The organism is Fibrella arboris (assembly GCF_041321095.1).
GTDB classification, from domain to species: Bacteria; Bacteroidota; Bacteroidia; order Cytophagales; family Spirosomataceae; genus Fibrella; species Fibrella arboris.
This window is the reverse complement of sequence record NZ_JBGGWE010000004.1, coordinates 152,801-179,097: the sequence shown is the minus strand read 5'-3', so window position 1 is coordinate 179,097 and position 26,297 is coordinate 152,801. Positions and strand designations below refer to the sequence as shown.

General features: G+C 52.4%; 25 protein-coding genes and 1 tRNA gene. 6 read left to right on the top strand and 20 right to left on the bottom strand.

The genetic code is table 11. The features are described 5' to 3' along the window. Position 1: 1 nt before the first annotated feature. The 12 genes from ACAW75_RS08350 to ACAW75_RS08295 form a co-directional block, all read right to left on the bottom strand. The gene (locus ACAW75_RS08350; protein WP_370728239.1) at positions 2-934 is read right to left on the bottom strand and encodes a bifunctional riboflavin kinase/FAD synthetase; all 933 of its coding nucleotides are present in this window, start codon (positions 932-934) and stop codon (positions 2-4) included. Positions 935-1,028: 94 nt separating this feature from the next. Further along, positions 1,029-1,739, bottom strand: a complete 711-nt coding sequence (gene truB / locus ACAW75_RS08345) for a tRNA pseudouridine(55) synthase TruB (RefSeq protein WP_370728238.1) — start codon at positions 1,737-1,739, stop codon at positions 1,029-1,031. A gap of 107 nt (positions 1,740-1,846) precedes the next feature. Then, positions 1,847-2,710: an undecaprenyl-diphosphate phosphatase gene (locus ACAW75_RS08340; protein ID WP_370728237.1), complete on the bottom strand. Its 864-nt coding sequence runs from the start codon at positions 2,708-2,710 to the stop codon at positions 1,847-1,849. Between the two features lie 186 nt (positions 2,711-2,896). Continuing rightward, positions 2,897-3,193, bottom strand: a complete 297-nt coding sequence (locus ACAW75_RS08335; RefSeq protein WP_370728236.1) for a DUF3098 domain-containing protein — start codon at positions 3,191-3,193, stop codon at positions 2,897-2,899. A 90-nt stretch (positions 3,194-3,283) separates the two neighbouring features. Further along, entirely contained in the window at positions 3,284-4,165 is an 882-nt protein-coding gene (locus tag ACAW75_RS08330) for a cell division protein FtsX (protein ID WP_370728235.1), read from the bottom strand. Positions 4,166-4,311: 146 nt separating this feature from the next. Beyond that, positions 4,312-5,589: a serine hydrolase domain-containing protein gene (locus ACAW75_RS08325; protein WP_370728234.1), complete on the bottom strand. Its 1,278-nt coding sequence runs from the start codon at positions 5,587-5,589 to the stop codon at positions 4,312-4,314. A 50-nt stretch (positions 5,590-5,639) separates the two neighbouring features. Then, complete coding sequence (locus ACAW75_RS08320) at positions 5,640-6,404, bottom strand: hypothetical protein (RefSeq protein WP_370728233.1); 765 nt, start codon at positions 6,402-6,404, stop codon at positions 5,640-5,642. A 54-nt stretch (positions 6,405-6,458) separates the two neighbouring features. After that, positions 6,459-7,445: an L-threonylcarbamoyladenylate synthase gene (locus ACAW75_RS08315; protein ID WP_370728232.1), complete on the bottom strand. Its 987-nt coding sequence runs from the start codon at positions 7,443-7,445 to the stop codon at positions 6,459-6,461. Continuing rightward, complete coding sequence (locus tag ACAW75_RS08310; RefSeq protein ID WP_370728231.1) at positions 7,442-8,275, bottom strand: CvfB family protein; 834 nt, start codon at positions 8,273-8,275, stop codon at positions 7,442-7,444. The genes ACAW75_RS08315 and ACAW75_RS08310 overlap by 4 nt, the downstream gene beginning before the upstream one ends. Positions 8,276-8,448: 173 nt before the next feature. Next, the gene (locus tag ACAW75_RS08305) at positions 8,449-9,429 is read right to left on the bottom strand and encodes an NAD(P)/FAD-dependent oxidoreductase (RefSeq protein ID WP_370728230.1); all 981 of its coding nucleotides are present in this window, start codon (positions 9,427-9,429) and stop codon (positions 8,449-8,451) included. Between the two features lie 128 nt (positions 9,430-9,557). Beyond that, a complete protein-coding gene (locus ACAW75_RS08300; protein WP_370728229.1) occupies positions 9,558-10,274 on the bottom strand; it encodes an outer membrane lipoprotein-sorting protein in 717 nt (238 codons plus the stop codon). A 24-nt stretch (positions 10,275-10,298) separates the two neighbouring features. Then, positions 10,299-12,872: a TonB-dependent receptor gene (locus ACAW75_RS08295; RefSeq protein WP_370728228.1), complete on the bottom strand. Its 2,574-nt coding sequence runs from the start codon at positions 12,870-12,872 to the stop codon at positions 10,299-10,301. A 186-nt stretch (positions 12,873-13,058) separates the two neighbouring features. On the opposite strand from ACAW75_RS08295, the gene ACAW75_RS08290 reads away from it, so the two are divergent. Together ACAW75_RS08290 and ACAW75_RS08285 are read left to right on the top strand one after the other, a co-directional pair. After that, a complete protein-coding gene (locus tag ACAW75_RS08290; RefSeq protein WP_370728227.1) occupies positions 13,059-13,916 on the top strand; it encodes a hypothetical protein in 858 nt (285 codons plus the stop codon). A 45-nt stretch (positions 13,917-13,961) separates the two neighbouring features. Further along, positions 13,962-14,285, top strand: a complete 324-nt coding sequence (locus ACAW75_RS08285; protein ID WP_370728226.1) for a DciA family protein — start codon at positions 13,962-13,964, stop codon at positions 14,283-14,285. On the opposite strand, the gene ACAW75_RS08280 is transcribed toward ACAW75_RS08285, so the two are convergent. The 6 genes from ACAW75_RS08280 to ACAW75_RS08255 form a co-directional block, all read right to left on the bottom strand. After that, positions 14,228-15,424 carry a glycosyltransferase family 87 protein gene (locus ACAW75_RS08280; protein ID WP_370728225.1) on the bottom strand — a complete coding sequence of 399 codons (1,197 nt, stop codon included), beginning with the start codon at positions 15,422-15,424 and terminating at the stop codon, positions 14,228-14,230. The two genes, ACAW75_RS08285 and ACAW75_RS08280, sit on opposite strands and share 58 nt — an antisense overlap. 201 nt (positions 15,425-15,625) lie before the next feature. Continuing rightward, on the bottom strand, positions 15,626-16,411 hold the full coding sequence (locus tag ACAW75_RS08275) for a polysaccharide deacetylase family protein (RefSeq protein ID WP_370728224.1): 786 nt from the start codon (positions 16,409-16,411) through the stop codon (positions 15,626-15,628). Then, the gene (locus ACAW75_RS08270; RefSeq protein WP_370728223.1) at positions 16,366-17,364 is read right to left on the bottom strand and encodes a glycosyltransferase family 2 protein; all 999 of its coding nucleotides are present in this window, start codon (positions 17,362-17,364) and stop codon (positions 16,366-16,368) included. The genes ACAW75_RS08275 and ACAW75_RS08270 overlap by 46 nt, the downstream gene beginning before the upstream one ends. Before the next feature lie 61 nt (positions 17,365-17,425). Further along, positions 17,426-17,950 (bottom strand): shikimate kinase, encoded by a 525-nt coding sequence (locus tag ACAW75_RS08265; protein WP_370728222.1) that lies wholly within the window; start codon positions 17,948-17,950, stop codon positions 17,426-17,428. A 108-nt stretch (positions 17,951-18,058) separates the two neighbouring features. Further along, entirely contained in the window at positions 18,059-19,204 is a 1,146-nt protein-coding gene (locus ACAW75_RS08260) for a BT_3928 family protein (protein WP_370728221.1), read from the bottom strand. 32 nt (positions 19,205-19,236) lie between these two features. Continuing rightward, entirely contained in the window at positions 19,237-19,779 is a 543-nt protein-coding gene (locus tag ACAW75_RS08255; RefSeq protein WP_370728220.1) for a DUF1599 domain-containing protein, read from the bottom strand. 105 nt (positions 19,780-19,884) lie between these two features. Here ACAW75_RS08255 and folP point away from each other — a divergent pair, with 105 nt between their 5' ends. Both folP and ACAW75_RS08245 read left to right on the top strand, forming a co-directional pair. After that, positions 19,885-20,751 (top strand): dihydropteroate synthase, encoded by an 867-nt coding sequence (gene folP, locus ACAW75_RS08250; RefSeq protein ID WP_370728219.1) that lies wholly within the window; start codon positions 19,885-19,887, stop codon positions 20,749-20,751. 78 nt (positions 20,752-20,829) lie between these two features. Further along, positions 20,830-20,902: transfer RNA gene (locus ACAW75_RS08245), tRNA-Lys, on the top strand. Positions 20,903-20,965: 63 nt separating this feature from the next. Here ACAW75_RS08245 and ACAW75_RS08240 read toward each other — a convergent pair. Further along, positions 20,966-23,632, bottom strand: coding sequence for a DUF5686 and carboxypeptidase regulatory-like domain-containing protein (locus ACAW75_RS08240; RefSeq protein WP_370728218.1), 2,667 nt, complete (start codon positions 23,630-23,632; stop codon positions 20,966-20,968). A 229-nt stretch (positions 23,633-23,861) separates the two neighbouring features. Between ACAW75_RS08240 and ACAW75_RS08235 the strand changes: the two genes are divergently transcribed. Continuing rightward, positions 23,862-24,926 (top strand): ion channel, encoded by a 1,065-nt coding sequence (locus tag ACAW75_RS08235; RefSeq protein WP_370728217.1) that lies wholly within the window; start codon positions 23,862-23,864, stop codon positions 24,924-24,926. 9 nt (positions 24,927-24,935) lie between these two features. Further along, positions 24,936-25,841 carry a S66 peptidase family protein gene (locus ACAW75_RS08230; protein WP_370728216.1) on the top strand — a complete coding sequence of 302 codons (906 nt, stop codon included), beginning with the start codon at positions 24,936-24,938 and terminating at the stop codon, positions 25,839-25,841. 118 nt (positions 25,842-25,959) lie between these two features. Here ACAW75_RS08230 and ACAW75_RS08225 read toward each other — a convergent pair whose 3' ends face one another. Then, positions 25,960-26,295 carry an avidin-fold protein gene (locus tag ACAW75_RS08225; protein ID WP_370728215.1) on the bottom strand — a complete coding sequence of 112 codons (336 nt, stop codon included), beginning with the start codon at positions 26,293-26,295 and terminating at the stop codon, positions 25,960-25,962. Between the last annotated feature and the right edge of the window lie 2 nt (positions 26,296-26,297).

Here is a 26,297-nt window from a genome sequence, read left to right as displayed (position 1 = left end):
ATCAGTGTTTCAATTCCAGCCGCGCCTGTTGCTCGTCTTGTTGGAGCTGTTCTACTAAGGCGGGTAAGCCGTTGAATTTCTGCTCGGGGCGGAGAAAAGCCCTGAATTGCAGAGTCATGTGCTCACCGTAGATGTCTTTACTGAAATCGAAAATGTGCGTTTCGATCGTCTGGTGCTCACCCGCCACAGTAGGCCGGAAACCGATGTTCAACATGCCCCCCAGCGTTTGTCCGCCCTGGATCACATCGACGACATAGACGCCATTGGCCGGGATCAGCTTCACGGCATCATCAACCTGTAGATTGGCCGTGGGGAAGCCGATCGTGCGGCCAAGCTGACGACCTTTCACAATCGTACCTGTCAGTGAATAGGGGCGGCCCAGAAAGCGATTGGCTGCGTCGATATTGCCTTCGATCAGGGCGGTTCTGATCTTCGATGAACTAATACCGACGGCTTCAATATCCTGCCGGGGTATTTCTTCGACTTCAAAACCATAGTCGGCCTGATGCGCCTGAATATAATCGAAGCCACCCTCGCGGTCACGGCCGAACCGATGATCGTAGCCAATCACCAGTTTCTTCGTACCCAGTCGATCAACCAGTACCTGCTGAATAAACTCTTCCGAACTAAGTTGCGAGAAGGCCCGGGTGAACGGAATCACGACCAGGTGGTCAACACCTGCCTGTTCCAGCAAGTCAATTTTCTCGTCCAGCGTACTCAGCAGACGCAAGTCCTGGCTATCGTTAGACACCACCGTGCGTGGATGAGGCCAGTAGGTCATCACCACCGATTGCCCGTCAGGGTGCGCGCGTGCCACTTCGTTGAGACGCGTGAGAATGGTCTGGTGCCCCAGATGAACCCCGTCAAAGGTGCCGCTCGTAACAACGGCGTAGGGGAGAGGCGATAAGCTGTCGATGCCGCGATGGACGATCATAATAAGACAATGTCAGTTAGTATCCTTGGGTGGTCATTCCTTGTCAGTAAACAGTTAAGTGTTGCCACGAGTAACTGCTTACTGACAAGCTCAACTACTGACCACCTGATGACCCGTTTAAATAGTGGTCAATGAACCCCTCAACAGTATAAGCCTCTTTCACATCGAATTCGCCGATGCGGGTACGGCGCAGCACAGACATGTACGCGCCATTATGGAGCAACAGGCCTAAATCACGTACCAGACTGCGGATGTAAGTCCCTTTCGAACAGACAATTCGGAAGTCGATCACCGGGAAATCATTCGTCATTACGTTGAACGTTGAGACAGTGACTGTGCGGCTTTTAATCCCGCCCTCAACCTGATCGGCCGTTTCGCCCCGTCGTGCCCGTTCGTAGAGCCGTTCGCCATTGACCCGAATCGCGGAGTAGATAGGCGGAATCTGCTGGATCTCACCCGTCAGCTGGGCGGCGGCGGCACGTACCTGCTCATGCGTAATGCCCGACGTGTCGAACTCCCCATCGAAGTCTGTTTCCAGATCGACGGAAGGTGTGGTTTTGCCCAGCACCAACGTACCTGTGTACTCTTTCTCCTGTGCCTGGTAGCTGTCGATCTGCTTGGTCATCTTGCCGGTACACAATATCAGCAGGCCCGTAGCCAGCGGATCCAGCGTGCCGGCATGTCCGATCTTCTTGATCTTACAGGCCCTGCGTATCTTGTTAACCACGTCGAACGATGTCCATTCGCGCGGTTTGTCGATCAGAATGAGTTGACCGGGGTCGGGAGCGGGTTGGTTTGGATCCATAGGTTGTTCAACCGCCAGGTCGCAAAGGGAATCGCAATGACGCAACCAAACGAAAAAGTGCCTTTGGCGCCCTTGCGTTTCCCTCTGCGACTGGGCGATCAACTGATTTACAGAATGTCGATTTTCACCCCGGCGGCCAGTAGCCCAAGTATAGCCAGGCCAACAATGATGCGGTAGTAACCGAAGACTTTGAAGCCATACTTGTTCAGGAAACCGACAAATCCCCGAATAGCTAGCAGCCCCACCAGAAAGGCAATGCCATTCCCAATCAGCAAGGTCTGATAGTCAGCGGGTTGCAGGAGTTTGTACGTTTTCAGGAGCTTATAACCCGACGCCGCCGCCATGGTTGGCACCGCCAGGAAAAATGAAAATTCGGCCGCCTGCTGGCGTGTCAGTCCCTGGGTCATTCCGCCAATGATCGTGGCCGCTGAGCGCGAAACGCCGGGGACCATGGCGATACACTGAAAGAAACCAACCTTGAGGGCTTCGGGGAATGTAATATCGTTATCACGGTCAACCTGTTTCTCGATGATCCGGTCGATGAATACCAGGATGACGCCACCAATCACGAGTGAAATAGCCACTACTACCACGTTTTCGAGTAGGCTATCGATGAAATCGTTGAGTAGAAAGCCAATGACAGCGGCGGGCAGGAAAGCGACCAGCAATTTCAGGTAGAAATCAAGTTGCCCTGAAACGGGGCTAACCAGCTTCTGTGCAAAGTCTGGGAGCGCGTTGTACCAGGCCATGTCGGCACGGGTACGTGTGTCGCGCAGAAAACGACGGTAATAGAGGACTAACACTGACAGGATGCAGCCAAACTGAATATCGACGGTATAAAGCTTGGTGAACTCGTCGCTACTGATACCAGCCAGTGATGAATAAATAATCATGTGTCCGGTCGACGACACGGGTAGAAACTCAGTCAGGCCTTCAATGATGGCCAGCATAATGGCATGGAACAAACTCATAGAAATAGCAGCAGTGGGGGATGGTTGAAGGCAAGTGAGCGATAGAGGACAAATAGGATGGCTGGTTGAACCGGGCGCAAAGCTACAATGAACAGAACCGGCTACCTACAAAAAAAGGGAACACAAAGCGAGCGGCCTAACCAGGCTACTCACTTTGTGTTCCCCAAACGGGTGACTAAAGACCACTTAACTGGCCGATTCCGCTGGTTTTTTCAGAATGGCGAAGAATTCGATGACGAACCCTGCGGCTACGATCAGCGGACCGAGTGTGAGGCCGAAGAAGCCAAACCCGAACGGTTCAGTATCGATCGTCATGATAAAGAAGCCAACGAGGATCGTTACGATACCGGCAATCATCAGCTGGAAATTAACCTTCCCGAACGGCATTGCAGGCACATACGAGGGCGTGGGCTTGGCCGGGATCGGAGTTGGAATACCCGTAGCGGGCGCAGCTTTAGGCGATTTTGGGCGAACAGATTCCATAATAATAAACGATTGAACTGTTGAATGTGTCATCATCTGTTTCGGACGAATAAGCAACGTCAAACGCCGAACAGGTAACGCGAACTACGATTAGTATAACTCGTCGAGCGAGAGGTCCAGGTACCGATGAACGGCCTGTAGGGTACTTAACAAGCCAATGATCATCCCGAGAACGATCAACCCACCCGCCAGCATAAGCAGTTGCATGGCGTCGGTAAGGGTGCTCAACTCAGGTAAACTCAATACAGCAGCATACCAGCCAATGAACAAAACGATAGCCGCAATAATACCGGCCATAAACCCCTGCGTTAAACCGCGTGTCAGAAACGGGCGGGTAATAAAGCCGTTTGTTGCCCCCACCAGTTGCATACTCCGAATCAGCAGCCGTTGCGAATACAACGCCAACCGAATCGTGTTGTTCATCAGAACGACAATGATGATCAGTAATACCAGCGCAAATACGGCCATGACGGCATAAATTTTGGTGATGTTCCGGTTGATATTGTCGACCATATTTTCGGGGTAAACGACCTCGAAAACACCTTCCATCTTTTCCAGACTGGCTTTTACTTCCTTCAGTTTGTCTTCGGCAAAGTAATCTTCCCGAAGACGAATCCGGTAGCTCGCGTGGAGCGGGTTATCGGTCAGAAACTGGGTAAAGTCTTCCTTCGTTTCAGCAATAAATTCTTTGGCCGCCTCTTCTTTCGACACGTACCTGAGTTGCGGCTGCCCCGCCGTAATGACCACAAACGGCTGACTGGCAATGACGGAGGCCAGTTTCAGCCGGTCTGTCGAATCCAGATCGTTATCCAGAAAAGTCCGTACCTCATTACCCTCCCGAACATTGGTAACCAGCCGTTTCGACTGGATCGCCAGCAGCCCACAGGCACCAATCAGGAGCAGGGCCAGCGTCAGACTGAACAGGATTCGGCCGGTTGGGTAGGCCCCCACATTTTTTTTCTTACGCGCCATCGAACAAAAATAGCCTTTTTCACTCAACGAGCGCCTGTAGGCAATCGTGTGCGAGATATGAATTAGGAAAAATTAACGGGGAGGAGAAATAGTTTACTGTTGCGCTGCTAACCCAAAGTCTGGTAGATCAGCAGCGCAACAGTAAACTATTTCTCCAGCGCCTGATACACCAGCACCCGGAACTTGTCGTTCAGGTCGCCGTAGGAGTTTGGGGATTTCTGGGTCATGATGACACCAATAATACCTTTTTCAGGATCGGCCCAGTAGCTGGTGCCGAAAAACCCGCCCCAACTGAAAATACCAACCGATACAGGAAGTTTAGCGGCGGCTTTTTCGGTAGCAATTTCAAAGCCAAGGCCAAATTTATTGTCACCCACGTTCAGCGCACCAATCTGGTTCTGGGTGATCAGGTGTACCGTGGCTGGCGCCAATAAGCGCTTACCACCATATTCGCCGCCGTTCAGCATCATTTGCAAAAAAACCGCATAGTCGTAAGCCGTTGATGAGAGGCCCGCCCCGCCCGAGTAATACGTACCTGCTTTAGTGGGATAATCGCCCGAAATGCCCCCCGGCTGTACGGGCATCGGTACAACGGCTCTCGTCGCTGGCACTTCCGTATAGAGTGTTGCAAGGCGAGATGCTTTACTGGCCGGCAGGTAGAAGTATGTATCGTTCATGCCCAGCGGTTCAAAAATACGGGTACGAAAAAACTGGTCGAGCGATTGGCCTGAGATGACCTCAACGAAATAGCCCAGTACGTCGGTGCTCAGGCTGTAGGTCCACTTTTCGCCGGGCTGATTCACCAACGGCAGTTTCGCCAGGGCCGGCATGGTTGCCGACAGGCTGTACATGGGCGTGCCGATGCCGCTCGGAATGCCTGCTTTGGCGTAAATGGCAACGGCTTCTTTGGTGCCAATACCTGCGTAACTTAAGCCGGATGTGTGGGTAAGCAGTTGCCGAATAGTGATTTCGCTCCGGGCTGGTTTCGTCGTGTAGGTCGTGTCTTTTTCGTTGAAGGTATCGAGCACGACTGGTTTTTTAAAGGCTGGAATGTATTTCGAGACAGGGTCATCGAGCAGAAAACGACCCTCTTCGTACAACATCATCACAGCCACACTGGTAATTGCTTTGGTCTGCGAGGCAATACGCATGATGGCATCCCGCTGGAGTGGTGCTTTGGTAGTCGTCCCGTTCTCGCCGAAGGCTTTATGGTAGACGACCTGCCCGTTCCGAACCACCAGCGCCACAATGCCCGCCTGCTTTCCCTGATCGACATATTCTTTCAGCACGCGGTCAATCCGTTGCAGGCGATCGGCATTGATACCCACCGTTGCCGGTGATTTGGTGTCGGCCAGTTTATACGGTTGGGAAAGAGCCACCGTGAGTGAGGCGATCAGTAATGCCGGTGAAAGCAGGAAGCGCATGGGGAGATTGGTTAGGAATAGAGGGAACGGGATAAATTGAATTAATCAAGCTATAGGCGGGCATAATGCTTTTTAGCCAGTTCAGCACAAAGGAAAGGAGCTGCACTAAACAGAGCCATCTCGAAATGATATAGTTCTTTACCAGGGAAGTATTTCTTCATGGTGTTAAGTAGGTGAAGGTAGGTTGAATAAGTATGATCTGGCTCAACTTCAGTCCATTTCCGGATTCCACTGGCTATCTCTTTCTTCGTGCCAACGAGCGTTTCTTTCGAGAAAATTTTTATGAAATTATCTTCCCGACCATACGATTTGAATTCGCCATTGCGGCTGGGAATGTAGCGAAAGAACACTGGGCTCTTCGCTTCTGTATATAACTGTACAGCGTTCAAACAGGCCGCCACGCGAGCGTCATAAATAGCATACTTCTTACAGTCAACAACTGACAGTATTTTGGAGTAGCTAGCTACGCCTTTAAGTGGCTTATTGCTGTTTTCATCTAAACTCATGGCTAAATGAGCCTCTAGTGTCTCTTCCCTATTTGTACGGACACCGCCCCAACCGGCCACAATCCAGCGGGCAAGTAAACGTCTTTCTGGTAAGTCAGCTGTTTCCCATTTAGCAGTTAGATGATGCTTCAGCGCAATGCATTCATCGGATCCACCAGATGGTGTGTGCCACTTAAATTCAGGAATTAATAGTTCAGCTTGGCTCTTTCCTGACTGGCCAACTGGCCAGTAGTATTCTTGGTGGGACGACTCAAGATTCTCACCAAAATAATGAACAAATGCGTCGATAGGTAGCTGTTGTAGCATCATAAATTCGCTAGTTTATGACTATAAATTACGCATTTTCGAGACCAAGATCAACACCTATGCGGCAGCCCGCCTTAGCCGATCATTGACAGCCCTCCCGAGTCCTTCATCAGGGATTAACTGCGCGTAAAGATGCGTTACGGGAAGGGCATCCAGACGCCGCAGGTAAGCAAACAGATTGCGGGCAGCTTCGATCACATCGCCACCCGGTGCTAGTACTAATTGATGCTCGACAGGAATACCAGGCAACGTACCTGAGAAAGTAAGCGCCCCTACCGACCCGGCAGACGGCCCGGCGAGCAACGTACCCAGCTCTGGTGAGACTTCGCCGTAGGCCAGTAAGGTCAGCGGTTTACGGGGGGCGTAGTGGGAGGTGAGCATGCCCGGAGCCTGCGGAGCTTCCTGCGCCTGCGGGTTTGAGCTCGACGTTTGCACCCGAAGTGGCCCCGTTATAGCTTCCAGTTGTTCAACCGCCATGCCGCCCAGACGATACACGACCGCCTGACCGCCTTCATCGAACCCAATAATCGTTGACTCGACCCCAACGGGGCAGGCGCCACCGTCGAGAATATAGGGCACCTGATTGCCAAGCTGGTCGGCCACGTGCTGCGCCGTGGTGGGGCTGATATAGCCAAACGGATTGGCACTCGGCGCGGCCAACGGGAAATCGAGCGACTGCAACAGGGCCAGCGTTAGCGGATGGTTCGGAATCCGAATGGCCACGGTATCAAGGCCAGAGGTAGTCAGGTCAGGTACGTGGTCGCGTTTGGGCAGGAGTAGGGTGAGCGGTCCCGGCCAGCAGGTACGTGCCAGCTGTTCGGCCACGGGTGGCAGTTCGCGAACCAGGGTGTGCACTTTATCGAGCGAATCGGTGTGCACGATCAGCGGGTCGAAAGCAGGGCGGTTTTTTACCCGAAAAATCGTGAGCACGGCCTCTTCGTTCAATGCGTTACCAGCCAGACCATATACTGTTTCGGTAGGAATGCCAACTACGTTTCCCGCCTCTAGCCAGTACCGGGCGGCGTTGAGGTCTGTTCCGATCATACCAGATAAATACCGTCGTCTTTCAACACAATTTTTCGATCCTTATACAAGGCCCCTACTGCTTTCTTAAATGTCTTCTTGCTCATCTCAAGCAACGTATAAATAGCCTGAGGGTCCGATGAATCGGTGAGGGGCAGAAAGCCATTCTGTGTTTTCAGCTTATCGAGAATAGCCTGGGCGTTTGGTTCTACTTTGGCGTATCCTGCCGGCTGGAGGCTCAGATCTACGCGGAAATCTTCGCGAATGCGTTTAACATACGCCTTCACCTTATCGCCGATGCGGAGCGGTTTGAAGAGCTCGTTGGCATAGAACAAGCCACGGAACTGATCGTTCACCACGGCAATCAGGCCCAGGTCAGTTCGTTCGTAGATGAGCGCCGTAACTTCGTCGCCTTCTTTCAGGTCTTCGGGTGCTTCATCGTCGACCAGCGCATTGATCTTTGATGAACCGATCAGACGGTCTGTGTCGGCATCGTAGCCGCAGTATACCACATACCAGCGCCCTTCCGACATGGGTTCTTCCTGGGCTTTGGTAGGCACGAGCAAGTCCTTTTCAAGGCCCCAGTCCATAAACGCACCAAAGGGTGAAATGGCCACGCATTTCAACGCGGCAAACGTGTTGCGACTAACCGCCGGACGAAGCGTAGTAGCGATGGGCCGATCCTCCGAATCCGTATAGACGAACACGTTGATTTCGTCCCCTTCTTTCAGGTCATCAGGGACGTACTTGTTGGGCAGAAGGACATCATTGTCATCCTCATCGCCCAGATACATGCCTACGCTGGTCATGCGCAAGGCCGTGAGCCGGTTATACTGGCCAATATTAATCATAGAGCAAAGGTACGCGGAATATGTTGGTACGCGGATTTTGGATGGATACACGGATTGTAATGGTGTGCGGATCGTGCGGATTCGCGCGAATTTCTGGATTATAACAGATCTGCTCTGCTACGTCTGAATGATCCGTTTGAATCAAAAAACCTGCTGGAGTCTAGTTTAATCTGTTAAATCCGCGTACCATTTTCTATTTCCTTCGCCATAGCCAGGCCGGATAGGAAAGCGCCTTCGATGTTGCCCGGCCCAAACCCGTCGCCGCCGAACAGGAGCGGGGCTGGTGTTGACGCTGCCAAAAAAGGCTCGCTGTAGCGCTCGGTGGCGTTGCTGTAGCGCCAGCGGTGAATCTGTTGGTCGATGATGGTCTCCGGCGAAATGTAATCCGCCGCAGCGGCGACCAGTTCAGGAATCAGCGCGTTCAGGTCGGTGTCGTCTACGTGTTGCTGACTGTAACTGTGCGACGCGTGAAGCGTTACGGTGGTTACGGCCGGAGAAATGCCTTTCTGCTGATTGTCGGCGATCCAGGCGACCGGAGTGCCGGGCGGTAGTTTCAAACCGCCGGGCGTAGGTACGTTGCTGGGCTGACTGAGCTGGAGCATCACGGCTAAACAAGGCTCGTAGTGAATCGCTTCCAGCGCTGCTTTGTCGGCATCGGCCAGGTCCAGGCCAGACTCCTGCCAGAGCGCCAGCGCCTGGGGAGCAGGTAGGGTTATCAGCAACGAATCGGCCGCAATCGTCTGACCATCGTCGAAGGTCACGGCCCAGCCCTGGGGCACTTGTTTAACGGATACTGCGCGTTTACCTGTCTGCACCTGTAAATCGGTTGCCAGGTACTTGGCTATAGCGCTCATGCCGTCGGCCCCAATAAAGCGCGCGTGTTGGAACGAAGCCGGGTCCGACTGCTCAATGTGCCAGTCACTGACCACGCCCGCATGCTGCCATCGTTGGGTGAACGCAGCGAAGTCTGGTGAGCGGGCCGAGAAGTATTGCGCGCCATGATCGGCGCGGCCATCGGTTAGTCGACGAGTGGCCATTCGGCCACCAACGCCGCGTCCTTTGTCGTAAATGAGTACGGTATGGCCCAATCGGGTTAGTTCGTGGGCGGTAGTCAGGCCAGACAGTCCCGCACCGAGTATAAGCGTAGTAGGCATGTTGGGTATATCGTTATCAACAGACTCTAAACCAGCTACTGGTAGGAAACGTCTGTCTGATGGCGAAAAAAGCGAAAAGCCACTCAGTAGCTGAGTGGCTTTTCGAAGAGGAATGACAGGCTGACTTTTTATTTCGCCGGTTTTTTGAAGATCGCTTCGTCTACCGGGCCATTCACCGTCACCTTGTTGGTGTTGAAGGTGATCGAACCCATCTGACCACCAATGATTTCCATCGTGTTCGGGAATTTCACACCATTCACTTCCTTGTAGTCAGACAGCATGATCTCGCTCTCCTGACCATTTGTGTTTCCCTTGATTTTAGAGACCAGGTACGTTGTTCCATCCAGGTACAAATCGTAGGGCTGCCCCTCTTTCGAGGTCACTTTCAGGTGATACGCATCCTTTTTGTCGACCTGTTCTTTACCAACCAGTTCAACCTTTGTGCCGTTTTCTTTATAGCCAACCAGGGTGCCAAATGGATACAACTGGCTTATTGACTGCTTCACCATGGCAGCATCCATATCTTCCGGGTCGCCAGTGCCACCCATCATGGCCGGCCGGATCATCCAGCCCGTTGAGCCATTGACAACCTGCACCATTGAGTTGCCCATCACGGTTGATTCAGAACGCATGGCTTTGCCGACAACAACGGTGGTGACGGTGGGTATTTCCATGCCCTGTACTGAAAGAGACCGGTCTGTAACCACCGTTTTTACGGCACTCAATTTGTCCATGCCGCCTAGCGCAGCGACATGTTTGTCAACAATTTCATCGACGGTTTGGGCATAAGCACCAAACGTAACGAAAGCAGCCAGGGTTGCGGCCAGAAGTTTGTTAGTTTTCATTAGGCAAGTTTTAGTTAAGTTTTTTTACTGCCGTGGGGCACCACCCGCTGGAGCACCGCCGCTTGGCGCTTGTCCGCCGCCAGCACCGTCACTCTTCACATCGTCATTATTTACCGACTTGGCTTTTTTGCGAGGTGCCTCCATCGTCATCTTTCCAATCTTGTATGTGAACGTTAAACGAATACCCCGGTTGTAAAGATACACATCGTTGACCTGACTGAACTGAGGCGAATTCAACACGGTGTGAATATTAAACCGATTGGACAGAAAGTTCTCGGCCGCCAGTCCGACGCTCCCTTTCTTGTTCGCAATATCTTTTTTCACCCCCAGGGTATAGAAGCCAAAGCCACCCTGCGTTCCCTGCAATTGAATGGTGTTGCCCTGCATGAAGCCAAAGGCCTGTACACCCCAGCCGTGCGCAAACTGAGCCGTGACAAACGAACCGCCGCTAACCTGAAAACCATCGTTGGTCAATTCCTGCGAAAGGCCAGTTTTACCCGTTACCTGTCCGGTTAGTTTGGTGTAAAAAGCATTGAAAAACACACCGATATTTATTTTCGACGTGGCGGCTACGTTGGTGAAAATGTTGGTACCAAACGCGCGCTGACGGCCAATGTTCTGATACGTCGTGACGATAGCACCCTTCAGGGTATCCGAGGGCTGGCTAACCTGCGTGATGGCATTGTCGGTTACCCGGCCAAAGAACGTGGCGTTGACAAACGTCTTCTTGATAGTCCGGCTCAGGCCCAGTTCAAAGTTATCGGTCAGTTCGGGACGCAGAGCGGGGTTACCAACAGTGATCACCTGTGGGTTCGACGCGTTGTAGTTGGGATTCAACTGCTGAAGGCCCGGCCGCTGAATCCGGCGGTTGTAGCCGAGCTTAACGGTTGTTCCTTTAAAGGTTTTCGAGGCATTGACGCTGGGCACCAGCACGCCGTAATCACCAACACCAACGGGACCGCCTTCTTTGGTGCTGGCATCAATGAACGTATGTTCGTAACGCAGGCCACCTTTCAGGGTGTACCGCTTTTTGGTGGTGTAGGTATAGGAGGTATAGCCTGCCGCGATATTCTGGTTGTAGGTCAGTGCGCCCAGCGTGTTGTTGTTCTGGGTCAACAGTTCGCCCGTTGGGCCGCCAAACAGGTAGCGATAGTCACTGTCTACCCGGCGCAGAATGGCTTTTCCACCAAACTCGATCAGCTGGTTTTTCTTGATCGGCGTCTGATAATCGGTTTGCAGGGTAAATTCCTGGTTCACGTTCGAGTTCAGGTTACGCTGCCGGCTAACCAGCGCGTCATTGGTGCCAAACAGGTTCGCGTCGAAGTTATTGGTCAGGTCTGTCCGGCTATACAGCGTCGAGATGCTCCATTCCTGCTGCGGTTTGAAGGTATGCAGGTAATCGACGTTCATATCCACCGTTCCCGATAGGTTTTTGGCATCTACGAAGCGGTTTACGCTCGAATTGACCGCACCATTGGTTGCCAGGCGAGTGACCAGGTTCTGCAGGGTATTGAAGTTACGGACACCATACCGTACCCCGGCCGTAATGCTCTGGTTCTTAGCCAGGTCATAGTCGAATCCCAGGTTGTATTGACCAAAAAGACCGTTGCTGCTCCCGTTCCCGATCTGGCTGGTCGTGGTGGTTGCTCCATTCGACTGGCTGGTCTGCTCCAGGTCGGTGTCGGTTTTGGTATTGTAGATGCCTCGTCCAAAGCCACCCAGCGTGAAACCGGCCTTCCCTTTCCGGTAGCTACCATTCAGGGCGAGCGAAGAACCCCGGTTGCCAACCCCCGAGTCGACGTTCAGGTTGAGCCCCTGCAAACTATTCTTCTTTGTAATTATATTAATAATCCCCCCCGATCCTTCGGCGTCGTATTTGGCTGATGGGCTGGTGATTACCTCTACCGTTTTGATCTGATCGGCGGGAATCTGCTTGAGCGCATCAGACACACTGCTGGCTACGATCGTGCTCGGTTTGTTGTTGATCAGCACGCGAATATTGCTGCTTCCCCGAAGCGATACATTGCCGTCCAGATCGACCGTTAGCAGCGGCACTTTACGCAGTACGTCTGCCGCATCGCCACCTTTGGCGGCAATATCTTTTTCGGCGTTATACACCAGCCGGTCAACCTTCTCTTCAATGAGCGCCGCCTGACCAGTTACCACTACTTCATTAAGCTGTTTTACGCTGGAGCTAAGCTTAATTACCCCAATATCAAGCGTTTGGCCGTTGGCAACGGTTAGGCTGTCAACGGTTTTTGTCCGGTAACCCACAAAGGTGATCAGGGCTTTGTAGTCGCCCGCGACCAGTTTGCTCAGGGTGAATTTCCCTTTGTCGTCGGCCACGGTGCCGTCAACGGCCTTACCAGTAGCCTTGTTGTAAAGGGCAATGCTGGCAAATTCAACGGCCTTGGTCAGGCTCGAATCGACAACGTACCCAGTTATTTTGGCGGTCCCTTTAGGGCTAGTATCGCCTGCCGTGCCGGGCAGGGCTTTGGGCTGTGCCGCGCCCCCCATGCCCGGAAACTGGGCCAAAGCAGGTGCCGATAAACTGGCGGTGAACAGGGCAGCACTACAAAGTAAAACGGTCGTCTTCATAATTTGGCGGTTGTACAATACAAAGATGTTGCCCCGTTAAAGTCTGTGAAAACGAAAGGGGATAGACCCCGAATTTGACAGGATAGACAGCCAATTCCGCCCGACGAACGGTTGGGGCCCGTTGCCTGAACGAATGAAAAGTTCATAGCTCAAAACTGTCTATCCGTTTTCGTCGTTGACAGATTCATGCGTTGGACTGTTGTTCGTTGGCTTATGCTGTTGCTGATTGTACTTCCTCTTGGAACGGTTATCCTGTTTCCAACGCTTTGGCGATGCCTTACGATCGCCAACACCAGCAACTTTAACGCTGCTCAGGTTGGCAAACGAACGCTCTACATCAGTGCTGAGGCTACGCCCCGGCAACGCGACGTATTGTTGACGCACTTACAAATCGCCTCCAACCGCATCAGGCAGTTTTGGGGTAATCAGCAGGGGCAGGCGACGATCATTTACTGTCCGACGCAGGAACAGTATGCCCGCTATTGTTCAGGAGGTGAAGGGGCAGGCTGTAGCTTGGGTATGCCCTGGGGCGACTCATTTTTGGTACTAGGTCCCGAAGGAAACAGCCCGGACGTGATGGCCCATGAGTTCTGCCACGATGAGTTGTTTGCCCGCCTCGGCTGGCTGACGGTGAAGCGCCAGGTGCCGCAGTGGTTCAACGAAGGCCTTGCCCTGATGGTCGACTACCGCTTTTCGAACGGAAACAGTACGGCCCGCGAGCGGTTTCAGACTTACAACGCCGAATGGAACTACCGGGCCCATGGTCCGCAGGGGCTAAGCCCACAGGTGATGCCAGTACTCTCGTCGCTCGAAACAACCCGCGACTTTTTTTATGGCGATTACGGCCGTGTCATGCTGGCTTACCTGACGGCCGGACGGGAGGTGTCGCGGTGGCTGGCTACGGTTGGCCCTTCTGCTTTACCCCGGCTGATTACCGGTTTATCAGAAGGCAATGACTTTGCGGCTGTTTACCAGTTTGCCCACGTTAAGAGGCCCGGTACGTTGCAAAAAAATGTTCCACCTGTAAACCGTTCGCTGCATTAAGCCATTGTTATCTTTGTCTTGCTCCGGCCAACGCTATCCTACACTATGACGACCAATAACAAGTACGTAACCGCCACTTCGCGTAATCCGGGTACCACCACCGTCAAGGAAGCGTTCGACAAGTTGCTACAGGTCTATAAACTGCGGGGGCGATTCAACGAGACGTACCTGGAAGCGTATTGGGGCAAAATGATGGGGCAGGCCATTGCCTCGCGCACAACCCGGCTATACGTTCGGGAGAGCACACTGTACATCGAACTGTCGTCGGCCCCGCTCCGTAGCGAACTGGTCAATGCCAAGCAGAAAGTGATTCAGCTGGTTAATAAAGAGGTGGGGTCAGACGTCATCTCCGACGTGGTCTTTATTTGAGTCCAGAGCTGGTATTGTATACGTAGCCAAACCAGCACACACGGAACGGCCTTGATACTGTAGGGGACAAAAAACTCGTTCTGCCACGCTTTCGGAAACAGATCCGTTGGAGAAAGCGAGGTAAAGATGATCACCAGTGCCAGGAGTACCTTGTCGAGCGTTGAGACAGGCGATGGTAGGGAAACCCACCAGAGCCCTACGCCCACTACGGCCAACACATACGTTGGCGATTCGGCCATCTTGTTGAAAATAATCACGAACAACAGGAAGTAGGCCAGCATTCGCCGTTGGTAGGTACGTTCCTGCCAGAGACTGAATCGGACAAACGGAGCCAGAAACAGCACAATGCCGATCAGTTCCAGAAGGCGTAGGTTGGCGTCTGTTTTCGCCATGCCGAACCACGCCACCAGAATGCCCGGCACCGAAATCAGCACCCCCAGCTTACTGTCGACCACTACACGCCCCCATTCGGCGTATTCGCTTAAGACGCTGTTCCACGGAATCATCATCCAGGGAGCCAGGCCAAGTAGTAGGGTCCAAACGACCATAGCCAGCAGAAACTCGCCTTTTTTGGGATAAAACAGGAAGAAGATGGCTGCACCAACACCGTAGAACTTGATATACAGGCATAGGGTGAAGAGCAGCGCGGCGATCCAGACGCGCTGATTGCGGAGGAAGTAAATGCCCAGCAACATGGCCCCTACGATGAAGTTGTTGCTCTGCATGTTTTGCGCTGTGATAAGCCCCTCAGCAAATACAATCAGCAAGACCACTGCCCGCTTTCGATTGGCATCGGCATAGTCGCTGAGGTAATACCAGATGCCGGCTACAAACATGACCGCGTTGAGCAGGTTCCAAAGTAATACCCCCAGCCAGTTGGGCATATAATAGAAAGGGCCCATCAGCCAGGCAAAGGTGGGGCTATACTTATAGTTATCCTCAAACAGCGTTGGATGAAGACCGTATATCGTTTTATTGATCAGCAGGTTGTGAAACGGCTTGGCAAACATCAGGTAGTTGTTAAACTGACCAAGCGCATATTTCTGGCCCGCCACGGCGGTGAAGATAACCAGCGTAATGGCGGCCATCCGGTAGGGCGTCAACCAGCGAAAGGGACCATTGAGTGTAGCGTCTGTCACGAGAAATGGTTGTATTGATTGTGGTATTTTGGTAGCGGTGGCTTCGCGTGGATGTTGCTTTTGCGCTCGGTTACACCGGGTCGTACCCGGTGCAATTGATGCGCTGCGGCTGATAGCTTTTCCTGTATGCTATTATCCTGAAGTTTTAAAAACAGCAGCGCATCAATTGCACCGGGTACGACCCGGTGTAACCGGGTCAATCTATTTCAGCGTATCTGCAAATTCACCCATGGTGGTGTACTCGCCGTGTTGGCGCAGGAAATGTAGCAGCGCTTCAACACGGTCGAGGAGTTCATTGCGGGAATGGCGTTTCACGTAGGTTGGAATTTTGTCAAACTCGGCCAGATCCGTGAATTCCCAGGGGTGAACATATAAGTTGACGAACCCGTCGGTGCGGAGTGTTTGCAGGCAAAGCTGTTTGTAGAGGCTGAACGGAAAGTTTTTCAGGCTCAGCCAGAACAGGGGTAACCGGATGTGCGGCGTTACCGAAGCTGGAATTTGCCAGACCGTTTTCTCGCGGAACGGCAGTCGGGGTTCACCCCAGTGGTTGTATCGGCCCGGAATGAAGGTCGGATGTAGGGAGGAATTGTAGACGTACCCGGCCGCCACCAGATCGTTGGGGTTTGTTTTGCCCATCCGTGCCCGCCGGAACCCCCGAATGGGCTGCCCCAGCAAGTGTTCCAGCGCCTGTTTTGAGGTGGCCAGGTCAGCCGGTTCAAACGTGGTATGGTAATAGCCGTGCGAAGCGATCTCGTGCGTTTTGGCCAGCCGTTTCATCAGTTCTGGCTCGTGCAGCGCATAATTGGCTGTGGTAAATAGCGTCGTTCGGGCGTTCAGGCTGTCGAAGCGTTCGGCCAGCAGGCGCAGGCCTTTCGTCGAAACGGCAATCTGCTCGTCGAGTGACAGGTCGTGGCCATACTCAAGGGCCGTGTCGAATTCCTCTACGTCAACGGTGAAGAGTATATGTCGGGGGTTGGTGCTTGCCATGTAATGACTTCCTCAATCTCGCTTGTATCACCGATAATATACGGCGGGCGTCGTTTCACCTCATCAAACGTTTTCCCCAAATATACGCCCATAATGCCGATGACGATGAATTGCATCCCACCAATGAATACCGTCAATACCACCAGAGTAGTCCAGCCGGAAACCGTCGCGTTGGTGAAAAAGTACTCGTAGAGCACCTCCAGGCCCGTCAGTGTGGCAAACAGCGACATGGCAAAGCCAACGGCAACAGATACATACAACGGCTTTGAACTGAACGATGTAATCCCCATCGTAGCCAGCTGAAGCATCTTTTTAAACGAATACTTCGTTGTCCCGGCAAAGCGGGCAGCGGGCTCATACTCGATGCGACATTGCCGAAAACCCATCCACGAAATCATACCCCGCAGGAAGAGATCATTTTCTTTAAACTGTTTCAACGCGTTGAGCACCTTGCGGTCGACCAACCGGAAATCGGCGGCTCCGTCTTCCAGTTCAAGGTCAGAGGCCGCCCGCAGGAACTTGTAGAAATTGCGCGATGTAACCCGTTTCGACCAGGGTAAATTCGGATCGGGCGTACGCACCGTATACACCACATCGAACCCTTCCCGCCATTTTTTTATGAGCGCCGGAATGAGCTCGGGCGGGTGTTGCAGATCCGCATCGAGGCTGATGGCACAGTCGCCACGGGCGTGATCGTAGCCTGCCCGCAAGGCCACCTGATGACCAAAATTCCGGGAGAAAGACAGAAAACGCACTTCATCGAACGTCTGACTTAGCTGCCGGAGAACCGCTTTTGTACGATCGGTACTGCCATCGTCGACGATCAGGATTTCGTATATACCCAACGGTGTCATAACAGCCCGCAACCGATCAACCAGCATCGGAAGGTTGTCTTCCTCGTTAAAGGCGGGTATAACCAGACTGATCAGGTTAGGGATAAGCGGGGCGTTCATGCAGAATAATTGACTGTCACCGGGAATGTATGAACAAATATACGAACTGTATTTACCTTACTCACAGCCAGTCGCCCAGGAGCGTAAGAACGTCATGTTCAGTTGCGTCGCCCATGATACGAATGTCGGCTTGCTGATAGATTGGTAACCGTTGGGCATATTTTTGCCGCAACGTATCGAGCAGATCCAGGTCGTTTGGTTTGAAAAGTGGCCGTTCCTGGGCGTCGGCAGGAAACTGTTGCACATGGGTGATCATTCGCTGAGCCAGCACCTCTGGCGATACGTTCAGAAACACAGAAATACCGGTTTGCCTGATGTACGTCATGTTATCGTGAAAACAGGGCATACCGCCGCCTGTGGCAACTACCAGGCTGGCTCCCGATTTAATGGTGCGTAGTACGCGGGCTTCTGCCTCTCTAAAATACGCTTCGCCTTCCTGAGCAAAAATATCGGCAACACTACGACCCTCTTCGCGGGTGATAAGCCGATCGGTATCAACAAAATGATAGTGTAACGCCCGGGCAAGCCGCTTACCAAGGGTAGTCTTACCCGAAGAGGGCATGCCAATAAGGTAGATATTTTTCATGTAGTTATGAGTGAATGGCGAAAGAGCGAGGGGCGAAAGAGTGCTTACGCGTAATCTTATTTTTGCGTAAGCAACCTTTCGCCATTCGCTCTTTCACTCGTTCGCCCCTCACTCGTTCACTCGTTCCAGTACCTCCGCCCTGTCGGGTGTGCGGTTATTGTGCCATTTACCTTTAACAACACCGTTGCTGAGCAGCCACGTACCTGGGTCGGCCCGCATAATGGTTTTCAATACGGTGGCATCTCCTTTATAGGCAGGGATGTCGAGCAAAAACTCTTTCTTGAAAGCACCGATGGCTTCGTCGGAGGCTGATGTCAGCAAGAGCGGTGTGACGGTCGTTCCTTTCAGTTCATTGACCAGTGTCCGAATGGCAGGTACGGTGCCCGCATCAATAGTCGCCGGGTCTTTTACAATGATGAACAGTTTATTTCCCTGAAAACTCTGCTCCGTAAAATCGCCTTCTGTATCGCTCCAAATACGGTAGTCCGTGATTTTGGGTTTCGCCGATTCGTTCAGCGTAATCATCTGTTTGAACTTGAAGGTTGTGTCTGTAGGGTACTTTTCCATGTCGTACTCCTGGCCATCTTTGGTCATGATATAACTGAAGCGGAGTGGCTCCGACGGCTTCATCTGTACCGGAATACTTTTTCCAACGGCATAGGGAAGCATATCCAGCGGGGGTAGGTATTGGATGGCCCACACTCCCAGTCCAACCGACAGCACGAAGGAGAGAAACACCAGCCAACCTGTTTTACGGGCCTTCATCCGGTTTCGATGGCCAATGATGAACAGGATCAGCACCATCAAGATCACGTCTTTCGTAAATGAAGTCCAGGGTTTCAGCTTCAGGGCTTCACCGAAACAGCCGCAGTCGGTCACTTTGTTGAAATAGGCCGAATAGAAAGTCAGGAAGGTAAAAAAGCCAACCAGCAACAGCAATAGCCAGGTAGTCAGCTTAGGCCGGTACGAGACCAGTAGCGCTACGCCAAGCACCACTTCGGCAGCACACATAAAAACCGACACATACAGCATGTAGGGAATGAAGGCGTGGAAAAAGCCCGCGAGCGCAGGCAGGTCGTCAGCGAACACCTCAAAGTATTCGGTCATCTTGATCTGCGTGCCCACGGGGTCGTTCATCTTGATGAGGCCTGACAAAATAAAGAGCAGACCGACCAGTACCCGCGCTACTCTGGCTACGGTGAGCATGATAGGGGTGCCCGACTTCACCGGCGGCTGTGGTGTAATTGCGTTCATATGGTTAGTAAAAAGAGGCTTGCTTGCAAACTTTATTCCAGTGTCAACTTTATCAGGCAAAAAACGGCGTAATTAATCATGTCCATATAATTGGCATCAACCCCTTCCGAGACCAGCGTGGTACCCTGGTGGTCTTCAATCTGCTTGGTACGAAGCAGTTTCATCAGAATCAGATCAGTCATAGACGAAACCCGCATTTGCCGCCAGGCTTCGCCATAGTCGTGGTTTTTGGCGAACAACAGGTTCATCACCTGGTTCATCTGGGCATCATACAATTGTTCCAGCTCGTCTGTCGGAATATCGGTGCGGGTATCATGATTAGCCGCCAGATGCAGTTGGATCAGCGCCATCACGCAGTAGTTAAGAATACCAACAAACTCAGGTTCAATGCCTTCACCTACTTTGCTGACGCCCGTTTCCTGTAACGTTCGTATGCGCTGCGCCTTAATGTAAATCTGATCGGTAATACTCGGCAGCCGTAGGATGCGCCAGGCGGTGCCATAATCATGGTTTTTTTTCAGGAATAAATCCTTGCAGCGCAGCACGACCTGCCGATATTGAGCTTCTGTTGACAAAACTGCTTTCAGTTTTCTGTTTACCGTTTTCAGTTGCTTCGCTATTCTAACATTACTCGACTAAGCGGAGCAACTGAAAACGGAAGACTGTAAACTATCTTTTTGATGGTCAAAATTACGCAAAAAACGCTGAACTGCCGGGGGCGGCTAGTCGATCTGACCAAACCCGCCGTGATGGGTATTCTGAACGTGACCCCCGATTCATTCTACCAGAAGAGTCGCCTTCATGTTGGGCAGGAGGTAGAAATGGCCGCTCGCATGATCGACGAAGGAGCCACCTTTCTGGACGTAGGAGGCTATTCAACGCGCTCAGGGGCTACCGACCTTAGTGCTGCGGAAGAGGCTGACCGTGTGCTCCCTGTTATCGAGGGAATTCTCGATAGTTTTCCTGATGCACTTATCTCTGTTGACACGTTTAGAGCCGAGGTGGCCCGATTGGCCGTGGAACAGGGAGCTGTCATGATCAATGATGTGGGAGGAGGGTCACTCGACCCGGCGATGTTTGCGACCGTAGCTGCCCTGAACGTCCCGTACATTTTGATGCATATGCGCGGTACACCACAAACCATGCAGTCGATGGCAACTTACCGGCACGTAACAACTGACGTGATCGACGAACTGGCGGCACAGCTAAAGCAATTACGCGCTGAAAATGAGCCAGGTACGTTGCCCGTCGATGTTATTCTGGATCCGGGCTTTGGCTTTGCCAAAACGGTTGAGCAGAATTTCCAGCTCCTGCATGAACTGGCCGCGTTCAGCACTGTTTTCGATGAGCCATTGCTGGTGGGTATTTCACGGAAGGGGACAATCTGGAAAACCCTACATGTAACGGCCGATGAGGCACTGAATGGGACTACGGTACTGAACACCGTGGCCTTGCTCCAGGGCGCATCGATCCTGCGTGTGCATGACGTCAGAGAAGCGGTTGAGGCTGTGATACTTACAGAAAGATTAAAAAAAGTTTCCCGCTAAACTTGCCTTCATACAGGAAAACGTCTACTTTTGCAGTCCCAAATCAGTAGTCAATATACGGTTACAGGTTCTCGGGCCGATCTGGTAGCTCAGCTGGTAGAGCAATACACTTTTAATGTATGGGTCCTGGGTTCGAATCCCAGCCGGATCACAAGTAAAAAAGGGTCTGAAAACATATCGTTTTCAGACCCTTTTTTGTGTGCTCAGTTTACTGTTAGTCTCTGCCAAATTTTAGTGACGTACCTACCAGGAAACCGGTTCCCATGTATTTTCCGCCCTGAACCTGGCCAACTACCTCGACCCGAAAGAAAGGAAATCCAGGGATCAGCCCGTCGAGGCCGTAGCCGATTTCTGTGTAATTTTTGCTGGCAGGCGTAGCCAGATAATGCACAAATAGATTCTCTTTTAAACCGGCCAGCCGGACTAGTGTAAGCTGGGTGATCAACAGATGACGGAACTCGCCCAGTACGTGTAGTTCAGCAAATTTGCCCCGGGTGCTATACTGGTAGTAAGGCAGCATTCGGAACGAACTGACCGGGTCGCCTAACTGAAAGAAGAATTCGTTGCCCTGAAAATGTTTGAAATCGGGGAAGAAGACCGATGAATTGTTCAGAAATCCACCCGCTGATACTTGATACGCCAGTCGGCTACGTATACCCGTTTCGAACGAATGCCGCCAGGTTGCCTGCGCAAAGTCATAATCCACATCAGAGCCACCGACCCCGGAGATACCTTTGCGGTAATTGATCGACAGGAGTGGGGCCTCACTGTTGCGCAATTGAATCCGTCTTCCATTACGGATGCGATACCGCAGTTCACCCAGTCGGAGTGAGGCATTCAGATTCAGTGTCAGCGCCTGATGCACCGGAAAAGCGGCACTCTCTACCTCACTGCTGATGGGGCGGTTTGGCGTATAACTAAACTGATTCCAATTGATCAACGGCTTAATGCCTTCCTTGTAATTGGCCAGTTCGGTGCGCTCGGCATATTCGAGGCTGCTATTTACCTGCAACCGCCCTTCGATGGGCACTGCCGACGCCGACAGTTTCAGGTAATCTTTCTGAAAGAGCTTCATAAAGTTGCGCTCGAAAAGTACCGTTGTCAGCCCATTCAGGCTTGGACTGATCGGATTGTCGGGGTTTAGCTGGGCTACGAAACGGCCGCCAGCGATATCCAGGTACGTTCGTTTATGCTGGTATCCCACTGTTCCGAACCCAATGAACTGTTTACGACCTGTCTGGTAACGCCCAAGGCCCGACCAGGACCAGTAGTTCTGTTTTATGCTGTCGAGCCGGTGTCTGTAGCGCAACGAAGCGTCGAGAGTGATGCCTTCAACGGTGTTAAAATTGGCTCCCGCCAGCGGACTCACCCAGGTCAGCGAGGTAGCACGCGACAGGTTCCATACCTGTGTACCCGTCAATACATTGGTGGTTGTCCGCGATTTTTTCCGCTGGGCCTGTACCCGTTTCAGGCTATCTGTAGGGGCTATTCCCTTACGAATGGCGATCAGGCTGTCTCCTTTCTGATAGCTGACTACTTCGGCTTTGGTGAGCGGGACCGTTCGGAGCGAATCCCAGAAGGCGTTGCTCCGCTTCTTGGCCAGTGTATCGATCACCGTTGAATCGTTTCTGACAACGGCAACGTCTTCTCTTCGCTCTTTCCGGGCCTTGTATTCCTGTTTTTCGTATTCCTTGACCAGTTGCTTGAGGTTTTTTGTCGAAAATTCCTTCTGCTTGGCTACGGCATCGGCAAACGGCTGATTCTTCATGTCAGTCTTGCTCAGCGTTCTGGCGGGTGGGTTGAACCGCTCGTCCACAACCTTTACATCTTCGACAAAGCCGGGATTGATCGTGAAATCACGGAAAGTCTGGTTGCGGACCAACTGCGCCGTGAACGTAGCCCCCATGAAGGCCCCATTGATCTCGAACTGCTGGTTCACGGGCATCCAGACATTTTTAACCGGACTGCAAACCACTTTGGTCAACACGGAGAAACCCAGCTCGTTTCGGGTTTCCAGTTGCGCACTGTATACGGCCCAGGTGTCTTCAATAATGTAAATAGTCCCCCGCATCACGCCATCGCCATACTGTTTTGGCATCACCCTGATCTTCGAGACATCAACACCCTGCTCGTGGAAAGTGCCTTCGTATTCAAATTTGTAGTAGCCGAACGCATTGGGAGCCAGCGGTGAAACGGCCCCTAATAGCTTGGGCGTGTAGAGGTTAGCGCTGTAATAACTCGACACCTGAATAAAATCGCCGGCCGAGTTTCTATTCGCAATGATGCGCTGCTTGACCGTGTTGGGCAGGCGAAAATCAACCTCCGCGACGGTTTCATTCAGGATAGGACGCCCCACTTTGAAATTGGCTTCTTTTTCGGCTTCTTTTAATTGCTTCTGATACAGAAATGTCATTGGCAGCTTATGAACCACAATCGACGATTTGGTGTAGACCCGCGCCGTAAATTGCTGAACCTGAAGCTGATGAAAGCGCGCTTTGGCAATGGCCCGCCGCATGATACTCACCGCTGGGTCTTCGGTGTTCTTACCAATTTTTACATCCTGTAACGTGATTGACTGCTGCGTCATTGTCACGTTGATTTCCTGAAAGGCATCGGTAATCGTGACCGGGCGTGTTTCGGCTTTGAAGCCCAAAAACTGAAAAACGATCTCATACTGGCCCGGTTTTAAGGCGAGTTCATAGCGCCCTTCTTCATTGGCAATCGTGCCCAGCGTTGTGCCTCTGGCCGCAATGGTAGCGAAGGCCATTGCCTCGCCCGTGGTTGATTTCACGGTTCCCCGAATGCCCTGGGCAGTGCCTGTAAAGGCGATCGAAAGGAGCAGGCAGAAGCCGATGAGAGAAGTTCGTAAACGACGGAACATAGTGCTGGTAGGTACGTGGATGATGAGGTTAAGTAAAGAAATACGGCAAATGAATCAGGAAAGCGACTTTTGGATGAGCTGAGTGTAATTAAGTTTAACCAATTGGTTTTAGCGGATGAGTGATTTTATATACAGATGCTTTTTTAGTTTTAAACGTTGTACCCGATCTGATTAATGGCATGAATCAAACGGCAGATAGATTTGTACTACTGTCGAATCCATCCAATGTATGAATAAGAAGACGATAATCGACCTGAAACAGTCTTTAGCTACCGACCCGCTGCCGCATGAATCGTTCGGGCAACGATTGGCCGACAGTCGCCGGGGAAACAGCACGCTGGTTGAGCAGGAAGTAAAGCGGGAGGACATTGGCTTCGGAACAAAAATCAATGATGCTTCCTCACGACTGGTCAACAAAGATGGCAGTTTCAACGTGGTACGGGCACACCAGGGGTTCTGGAATCGGGTAAACCTCTACAATACCTTGATAACCATGCCCTGGCCAAGGTTTCTGGGCCTGGTTTTCACGTTCTACATCTCCTCCAATACCCTCTTTGCTACCCTCTATGGCCTGCTTGGCTACGAAAACCTGGTAGGCCTCGATAAGGTCACGCCCGGCACTACGATTGGCCGGTTCATGGGTGCGTTCTTCTTTAGCTCGCAGACCTTAACGACAGTAGGCTATGGCCATATTAGCCCAATGGGGTACTGGACCAGCAGTTTGGCTGCTGTTGAATCGATGTTTGGGTTGTTGCTTTTCGCCATGGCCACAGGTCTGATGTATGGCCGTTTTTCGCGCCCGGTGGCCAGCATCCGTTACTCGACTACCTCCGTTTTTGCGCCCTATCTCGATATCAATGGCTGGATGTTTCGCATCATCAACCAACGGACTAACCAACTCATTGATGTACAGATCGAGGTATCGCTTTCTAGACTCGAGAAAAAGGCTGACGGTTCGCTGTATCGGCGCTATTATCCGTTGAAGCTGGAACGGAGCAAGGTGAATTTCTTTCCGGCCAACTGGACGCTGGTGCACCCGATCACCGATGAGAGTCCACTCTATGGGTGCACCGCCGAGCAACTGGCCGAATCAGACACGGAATTCCTGATTTTGCTGCGGGGCATTGAAGACACCTTTAACCAGCCGGTGCACAGTCGGTTTTCGTACCGGTATGATGAAATCCAGTGGGGCAGGAAATTTAAACCGATGTTTACCCCAACCATTCTCGACAACCGGGCTACGCTGGTTGACCTTGACCAGCTTGACGAAACGGTGCCTGCTGATCTTAATTAATTTCTGACGTTGATTACTCCTCCATTCCTACGACCCGGCGATACCGTTGCGGTATTGGCGCCGGCCAGCCCATTCCCCTACGACGATCTACAGCGTGCCTTTCACGTGCTGCGCCACGATTGGCAGCTAACGGTGCTTGAGGGAGCCCATTTACAGGCCAGCGCAGGTGCTTTTGCCGGCCCCGACCCGCAACGCCTGGCCGACCTTCAGACGGCCATCAATGATCCGTCTGTACGCGCTATTTTTGCTGCCAGAGGGGGCTACGGCTCGTATCGCCTGATTGAGGCGCTTGATTTTACCCCCTTGCTTACTCAGCCCAAATGGCTGGTCGGCTTTAGCGACATCACCATTCTGCTAAGTCATCTGCAACAGCTTGGCATGGCCAGTCTGCATGCCATTATGCCCCGGCAGTTCAGGCTGGACGATACCGCCGAGGCTATCGAATCGCTGCGTCGATGGTTATTTGGTGAGATGGTAGTTCCCTACACAGCACAGCCCAATGCCTTAAATCGACTGGGGACAGCCACAGGTACGTTGGCCGGCGGAAACCTATCCCTACTCATTCATGCGCTGGGTACGTCGTCGGAGGTAGACTGGGCCGGTACACTGTTGTTCATTGAAGATCTCGACGAAACGCTTTTCTGGCTCGACCGCACCATGATCCAGCTGCGACGAGCGGGTAAGCTGGCCAACCTGGCGGGGCTGCTCGTAGGTACGTTCTCGGATATGCGCGATAATGTGACCACGCCCTATGGAAAGACCGCCACCCAGATCATTGCTGAAGCGGTGGCTGCCTATACGTACCCAGTTGCCTTTAATTTTCCAGTCGGGCACGAGGGCCGGAACCTGGCCCTGCCCGTCGGCCTGTCAGGTACGTTGGCTGTCGGCGAAGAAGGAACCGTTCTACGGTTTTAGACAAACGCGGGGAATAGGTTATGGGTGTAATGCATTGACGGCTAGAAAGCTAATCGAAGAGCTGGCCCTGTCTTCCTGATTTCCTTAGTACCTGTGCTTCCTGATCTTTCCCTATAAATCAGACTTCTTCCACAATAGACGTACCGGTTGAGCGATCGCCTGATGTCCATTGCCAGGTTTCATGCAGGCGGATTTTTCCGGTAGGCAGTAATTCGGGGACCGATTGGCATTGGCCGGTCGTGAGCTGTCCGTTGGTGTTGAGCTGATGGTACCGAAAATCGAGTCGGCCTGCTTCATCCACCAACCCGAGCAGATGACCGGTTACAATGCGTCCGCCGCTGTACTTGCCCGTCAGGATGTTGCCGGTCTGCTCATAGTGAAAAACCGTGGCTGCCGACGTTTCGCCATTCGCGGTATTGCTGACAGCCCGGAAGATTTTGTTGTTGTACTGCATCG